At 40.5% G+C, this 864-nt stretch carries 2 protein-coding genes; both read left to right on the forward strand.

Features of this window, described 5'->3' with window-relative positions:
• A partial coding sequence (locus A3763_RS00160) for a cytochrome P450 (RefSeq protein WP_156494771.1) occupies positions 1 to 438 on the forward strand: 438 nt, incomplete at its 5' end.
• A gap of 11 nt (positions 439 to 449) precedes the next feature.
• The gene (locus A3763_RS00165; protein ID WP_068508461.1) at positions 450 to 728 is read left to right on the forward strand and encodes a peptidylprolyl isomerase; all 279 of its coding nucleotides are present in this window, start codon (positions 450 to 452) and stop codon (positions 726 to 728) included.
• Positions 729 to 864 lie beyond the last annotated feature (136 nt).

Raw genomic sequence — 864 nt, forward strand, 5'->3', positions numbered from 1 at the left:
CTTAACTATACTGATATGGTCATTAAGGAATCAATGCGCTTGTTACCGCCAGTCTGGACGCTAAACAACCGACAAGCCAATGACGACATTGACATAGGCTCATATCATATTCCCAAAGATAAAGTTATCTTCCTATCACCTTATGCGAACCACTTAAACCCACGTTATTTTGAAAACCCGAACCGCTTCGATCCAGAGCGTTTTTCACCAGAAAACGAGAAAAACATACCAAAGCATGTTTATATACCTTTTGGCTCGGGGCCACGATTTTGCATTGTGCAATCATTTGCGATGATGGAAGCGAAAATAATACTTGCAACAATTATGAGAAGATTCGAAGTCGAATTAGATGAAAACAATGTGTTTGACCCTCAACCTCTCATTACGCTCTCGAATAATAAGGGCATGCAAGTTAAACTAAAAAGCCGAGATAATTAGAGACTTTGCTAATGAAAACTGCGATGGCGCGTCATATTCTTGTAAAAGATGAGCAAACTGCCAACACGATAAAACAAGCCTTGGCTAAAGGGGGTGACTTTGCAAAACTGGCGCGCAAGCACTCTAGCTGCCCTAGCAAAAAGAATGGTGGCGACTTAGGCGAAATTCGGCCTGGTGACTTAGTTAAGCCCGTTGAACAAGTAATTTTCAAAAAAGCATTAAAGACCGTTCACGGTCCAGTAAAGTCAAAATTTGGCTATCACCTGATCGAAGTTTACTTTCGAGGCTAAGATAACAACTAAAAGCTGCCTAAAGCTGCTTTTAGTTGTTATCTTAGATTGACAGCCCTCGTAAGACATTAGCACCAATATCGCCATTAGCACCGATCACCAAAACTTTCATTGTAGATCCTTATTATTCTCTTTT

The organism is Oleiphilus sp. HI0128 (assembly GCF_001635365.1).

What these genes read in the sequence shown, in the direction of transcription:
- A3763_RS00165 (WP_068508461.1), top strand. Translation starts at nt 450, where the DNA reads ATGAAAACTGCGATGGCGCGTCATATTCTTGTAAAAGATGAGCAAACT.